The 5,980-nt window shown below is 75.6% G+C and carries 2 protein-coding genes and 3 pseudogenes; 1 reads left to right on the top strand and 4 read right to left on the bottom strand.

The features are described from left to right. The 3 genes and pseudogenes from ACWEQL_RS40340 to ACWEQL_RS40330 form a co-directional block, all read right to left on the bottom strand. Positions 1 to 1,734: pseudogene (locus tag ACWEQL_RS40340) on the bottom strand (hypothetical protein); the annotation flags it as partial. A 175-nt stretch (positions 1,735 to 1,909) separates the two neighbouring features. Beyond that, positions 1,910 to 2,785 carry a hypothetical protein gene (locus ACWEQL_RS40335; protein ID WP_452156263.1) on the bottom strand — a complete coding sequence of 292 codons (876 nt, stop codon included), beginning with the start codon at positions 2,783 to 2,785 and terminating at the stop codon, positions 1,910 to 1,912. A 264-nt stretch (positions 2,786 to 3,049) separates the two neighbouring features. Continuing rightward, positions 3,050 to 4,585 carry a hypothetical protein gene (locus ACWEQL_RS40330; RefSeq protein WP_452156261.1) on the bottom strand — a complete coding sequence of 512 codons (1,536 nt, stop codon included), beginning with the start codon at positions 4,583 to 4,585 and terminating at the stop codon, positions 3,050 to 3,052. A 252-nt stretch (positions 4,586 to 4,837) separates the two neighbouring features. Here ACWEQL_RS40330 and ACWEQL_RS40325 point away from each other — a divergent pair. After that, positions 4,838 to 5,818, top strand: a pseudogene (locus ACWEQL_RS40325) (IPT/TIG domain-containing protein); the annotation flags it as partial. 44 nt (positions 5,819 to 5,862) lie between these two features. Here the strand turns inward: ACWEQL_RS40325 and ACWEQL_RS40320 are convergent. Next, positions 5,863 to 5,980, bottom strand: a pseudogene (locus ACWEQL_RS40320) (cobaltochelatase subunit CobN); the annotation flags it as partial.

Genomic DNA, 5,980 nt, shown 5'->3' with positions numbered 1-5,980 from the left:
GCTCGGCGTGGACTCGGTGGCGGTGAGCTCGGCGCGGCCGGTGGCGGCGGCGGCCTCGCGCAGCCGGGCGGCGGCGCCCTCGGCGACCGTACGGGCCTGGGCGAGGGCGGCGCTGACGGACTTCTCGGTGTCGGCGGCGTGCAGGGCGGCGCGGGCCGGGTCGACGTCCCCGTCCGCGTCGATGAAGCCGGCCTGGACGGCGGCCTCGGTCTCGCTCTCGACCTCGGCGAGCCGCTGACGCAGGTGGTCGGCCTCGCTGCGGGCCTTCTGGGCGGCGGTGGCGGCCTCGGTGGCGTCCGACTGGGCCTTGGCGCCGTCGGCCTGGAGCTCGGCGGCGCGCTCCTCCTCGGTGTCGGCGCGGGACTCGGCGGTCGCGGCGGCGGCCTCCAGGGCGCGGGCCAGCGCGGTGGCGGCCCGGGCGCGGGCGGCGAGGGCCGGAGCGGCGTCGAGCTCGGCCTCGCGGATCGCGGCGGCCACCCGGGTGACCCGGTCAGCGGCGGCGCGGTGGCGCAGCACGGCCTCGGCGGCCTGCCAGGCCGAGTGGAGGGTACGGGCGTCGATGAGCTCGCGGCGCAGCGCGGCGGCCTCGGCGGTGGCGGCGGCCAGGCCCAGGGTGGCGTGCCGGTGGGTGAGCTCGGCGGTGATCAGGGTGTGCCGGGTGCGGTCGGCCTCGGCGGCGGTCACCGCACCCGCGGCGGCGGCCACCTCGATGGCGAGGTCCTGGGCCCGGTCGCGCTCGGCGGCGGCCCGGGAGGCGAGGGCGTGGGCGAGCCTGCGGGTACGGCGCTCGGCGGAGCGGTGCGCCTCGCGGACGGACTCGCGGGCGGTGGTGGCCTCGGCGATGCGTTCCAGCAGGTCGAGCGAGCCGGCGGTGAAGTCGCGCTCGGCGGTGAGCTCGGAGCGGCGGCCCAGCTTGGCGGCGAAGCCGTGGACCAGGTCGGCCAGGCCGTCGGTGTCCCGGGTGTCGGTGACGGCGCGCAGCAGCAGGTCGGTGAAGTCGCTGTCGTGCTTGACCGCGAACAGGCCGGCCGCCTCGCCCTCGTCGGCGTTCATCTCGCGCTGGTAGCGGAAGAGCTCCGGGTCCAGGCCGAGGTCGCCGAGGTGCTCGGTCCAGCGGTCGTGGCCGTCCTCGAAGACCAGGTCGAGGTGGGGGTGGGCCTTGCCGGCCTCGGTGAGGGCGTCGCGGAAGCCCTTCATGGTGCGGCGCCGGCCCCGGGCCTTCTGGTCGCCGGCCAGGCTGACCCGCTCGGCGACCGGGAGGGAGTCCAGGGTGAGGCCGGGGCCGGGGCGGAAGGAGTACCAGGTCTCGGCGAACTTGCGCGGGTCGGAGGAGACCTGGCGGCCGCGCCACTCGGAGACCTTGCCGACCACGATCAGCTCGCCGGTGACGGTGTGCTGCCACTCCAGGGCGACGTGGCCGCAGTCGTCGGCGAGCAGGAACTTGCGCAGCACGCCGGAGCTGGCGCCGCCGAGGGTGTTGCGGTGGCCGGGGAGCATCACCGAGAAGATCAGCTTGAGCAGGACGGACTTGCCGCCGCCGTTCTCCAGGAAGAGCACGCCGGCGGGGGCGGGGCGGCGGACCGGGCCGTCGGGGTCCTCGCCGAACAGGCCGATCTGCTGGGGCGCCGGGTCCGCGACCGGCTCGCCGACGCCGCGCAGGTCGAGCACCGTGTCGGCGTAGCGGGCGCCGGCCGGTCCGATGGAGTACAGGCGGACCCGGTTGAGCTCGTACATGTGCGGCGGTTCTCCAGTGGGGGTGGGCGGCGGGTCGGTGGCGGGTGGGTGTGCCGGCGGTGGTGGTGCCTGGGTGGTGCTGCGTACTCGATGGTGCCTGAGTGGTGCCGGCGGTGGCGGTGGGCCGCGGGTGCCGGTGGCGGCGGTGGGCCGCGGGTGCCGGTGGCGGGGTCGGTCAGAGCGCGTGGAACGGCAGACCGGCGTCGGCGACCAGCTCGTCCCCGGTGTCCGGGGGCAGCAGGGTGGCGCTGCCGTCGGAGACCGGGACGACGCCGAGCTCCAGCAGCTCGGCCATGGCGGCGCTGCCCGCCAGGTCGCGGACCTGGAGCTGGTAGCGGGCCGTGGTGCGGTAGGTGCCGCCGGAGTCGTCCGAGGTCTTCTGCAGGAAGCCGGAGTCGACCAGGAACAGCACCGCCTTGGCCACGATGCCGATGGTGGAGCCGGAGAGCCGGCGGGCGTCCTTGGTGGCGCCGGTGGAGGTGCGCCGGGCCCAGACCCGCCAGGCGGCCTCCAGTCCGGGGGCGTCGCTCTGCGGGTCGGTGTTGTCGCCGGCGGCGTCGGCCTGCTCCTCCAGGCGGCGGCAGGCCTGGCGGACGAAGGCGTCCACGCCGTTGACGGTGATCCGGCCCAGGTAGCCGTCGTCGGCGAGGTCCTCGGGGCGCGGGAAGGCCATCGCGGCGACCGCGAGGTGGGCCAGCCCGTGCAGGAAGCGGTCGGCGGACTCGGAGGCGGCGCGGCGGGAGTAGTCGCCCATCCGGACCGCGAACACCGAGTCCTCGGCGGCGGCGACGGCCATCCCGGCACGCGGGGAGACCTCCAGGACGACCAGGCCCATGCCGGTGGCTACGGCGTCGGCGAGCCGGGCGAAGGGAGGGTCCTCGCGGTGGCGGCGCACCAGCTCGGCGTACTCGGCGTCGCGGGCCGGCAGCAGCTTGGCCTGGAGGCCGAAGGAGACCAGCCGGGCGGCGTCGGCGACGTCGGCCGGGGTGATCGCCGCGGGAGCGGCGCTCTCGCCGTCGGGCGCCCAGGACGTGTCGTGGTGGGTCGTCACGGGCGGTGCTCCTTGAGGGTGTCGCGGGTCCCGCGGGTTTCACGGGACCCGCCGGGTACGGGCTGGTGGGGCGGGTACGGGCCGGTGGGGCGGGTACGGGCCGGTGGGGCGGCGGGCGGTCCGGTGGCCCCCGGTGGTCCGGTGGCCGGACGCGTGGGGGTCGTACGCGCGGGGGTCGTACGCGCGGGGGCCGGGGGCTGCGGCCGGGCTAGGCGCGGGGTCTCGGGGGGTGGCCCGTGCGGTGACCGGGGACGGATCGGCGTGTCATCCGGCGTCCTTGCGGTCGGCCGCCATGCCCACCGCGTCGAGCAGGGCGCTGCCGACGATCAGGTCGGCGCCGCCGAACTCCGGGTCGTTCAGCGGGGTGCCGTCGTCGACCGCGAAGAGCAGCCGCTCCTCGCCCTGCCGGTAGGCCGTACCGACCGGCGGGCTGGCCGCGTGCACGGCGAGCAGCGCGACCAGGTACGGCAGCTCCGGGTCCTGCCCGCGGGCCTCGGCGAGCAGGCCGGACAGGCGCCGGGGGGCGTCGGCCGGCAGGTCCAGCAGCTCCAGGGCGGCCTCCAGCTGGGCCTCGGAGAAGCGGGAGTCGTCCGGGGTGGCGACCAGGTCGGGATCGGGCAGCTCGGCGCCCAGGTGCTCGCGCTCCACGGGCGGGGTGAGCAGCAGGTCGACCAGGTCGGCGACCCGGACCGAGACCGGGGTGCGCAGTCCGGCACCCCGGGCGAAGAAGGCGCCGGTCGGGCGGACGGCCTGCTCCAGCGGTAGCCGCAGGACCGGCGCGAGCAGCTGCCCGTACAGGTCGACGCCGCTGCGGGCGCCCGGCGTGGCGAAGGCCTGGCGGTCCTGCTCGGCGCGGAACAGCGGGCCGGCCTCCAGCAGCCGGGTCTGCAGCTGGGTGTGGCGGCGGATGCAGTCCTTGACGATGTCGACCAGTTCGGCGGCGCGGCGCTTGTGCTCCGGCTCCTCCGCCTCGTCGCGGGCCTTGCGGATGTTGGTGAGGATCGCGTTCTCGTGCCGGTAGCGGTCGGCGATGTGGTCGAGCGCCTCGTCGATCAGGTCGGGAATCGCCTGCATCCAGTCCACGGCGCGGACGTTGCGGCGGGTCGCCTCCAGGGCGCGGCGCAGCGTCTCCGCGTACTGGACGGTGCGGTAGCGGGCCTGCTCGGCGGCGAGCTGGGCGTCGGCCAGGCGGCCACGGCGGATCAGCACCTCCAGCTTGACCTCGGCGGCGATCTGGGCCGAGGTGACGTCGGTGTCCAGCGCGCCGACCAGGACGTTGACCGCCTCGTCGGTGGTCCGCAGGTAGACGCCGCCGTCGGGGCCGGGGACCTCCTCGATCAGCTTGAAGTCGTAGTCGCGCCGGACGTACTCGCCGTCCTGGTCGAAGGTGCCGTAGACGGCGCGGAAGCCGCGGTCCACGCTGCCGACGTTGATCAGCGACTCCAGCACCCAGCGGGCGACCCGCTCGTGCTCGGCGGCCGGCCGGACGGCGGCCTGGGCGGCGACCCGGGGCAGCAGGCGGGCCAGCACTATGTCGCGGTCGGCGCCGGTGTCGAAGTCCATGTGGAGGGTGACCAGGTCGATCGCGGCGAGGCCGACCTCGGCCATCGCGTAGCCGCCGTACTCGCCGGCCAGGTTCACCTTGCGGTTGTCCAGGTCGTGCAGCGGGGCGGTGCAGGCCAGCGCCTTGAGCCGGCGGGCCAGGCCCTCGTCGGCGGCGGGGCCGGGCGCGGGCCGGACGCCGGGGCCGGCGGGCGGGCGGGGCCCGAGCTCGGTGGGCTGGTCAGCGATGGCGGTCACGGTGGACAAGATTAGAGGTACGTACCGACATCGAACGAAACGGACCTTACGGGCGGGGGCCGGCGGGGGTGGGGGCGGAAGGCTCACGGAGCTGCGGGGTCACGTCGGGAGCGGCCGGCGCTTCCTGCGGGGAGGGGCCCCGGTTCCTGCGGGAAGGAGCTCCGGTTCCCGCAAGACGGGCTCCGGTTCCCACCCTCGGGAATCGAACCCGTTTTCGGAAAACCGGCGTGGCGATCGCACCCCTCGGCAATCATGCCAAATATGATCATCCGACTGGCAAATTCCCGCCCGGCCCTGGCCGGCATCGCCGCCGCCATCGCCGTGACCACCCTCACCGCGGGCGTCCTCGTCGCCACCACCGCCGGAGCCACCGCCGCAACGACCAGCACCGCCACGACCACCGTGACCGGGTCCAACGTGAGCGTGACCCAGGCCGGCAACTACCCGATCTTCCCGATCGACAACACCAACTTCTCGGTGACCTGGAAGTCCACCGGCACCCAGGACCTCACCGGCGTGACCCGCCTCACCGTCGACCTGCCGGCGGGCCTCACCACCAGCGGCGCCTCGATCTACTCCACGCCGGACTACACCTTCACCCAGAAGGTCTCCGCGGACGGCCGCCGGCTGGAGGCCACCTTCACCGGCACCCGCGCGCCCGGGCGCAGCGAGTTCATGAAGGTGTACGTCGCCTCGCACGGCACCAAGCCGGCCGGGGCGATCAAGGTCACGGTCGCCAACAAGGGCGACGTCGACCCGTCCGACAACGTCTCCACCTACCTGCTCGGCAGCGGCCCGCAGCCCTCGGTGATCCCGGCCGCCCCGACGGTCGGCGGCCTGGACGCGACCACCGGACCCGGCGTCGGCGGCACCGCCGTCACCGTGACCGGCACCAACCTGGAGAACGGCCTGGTGCTGTTCGGCGACACCCCGGCCGCCGGGTCCTGCACGGCCACCGCCTGCAGCGTGACGACCCCCGGCGGCTCGGGCAGCGCCCCGGTCACCGTGGTCACGCCGGGCGGGTCGGCGGTCGCACCCGCCGCGTTCGACTACACCGGCGCGCCGCCCCCGGCTCCGGCCGCCCCGGTGGTCACCTCGCTCACCACCACCTCCGGCCCGGCGGCCGGCGACACCCAGCTGTACGTACGGGGCACCAACCTGACGTACGGCACGGTCACCTTCGGCGGGGTGCCGGCCACCCACGTCTCCTGCGGCCCGACCTTCTGCTCCGTCACCGCCCCGGCGGGCACCGGCGTGGTCGACGTCACGGTGACCACGGCCGGCGGCACCAGCGCGGTCTCCGAGCACGTGCAGGCCGTCGCGGATCTGGGCGTCCTTGACCTCGCAGAGCCAGCCGTCGACGTGCAGCAGGAAGTCGTCGAAGCCGTCGTCCTC

The organism is Kitasatospora sp. NPDC004240, assembly GCF_053603215.1.
Note: the sequence above shows the minus strand (reverse complement) of the source record. Positions and strands in the feature narration are given on the sequence as shown.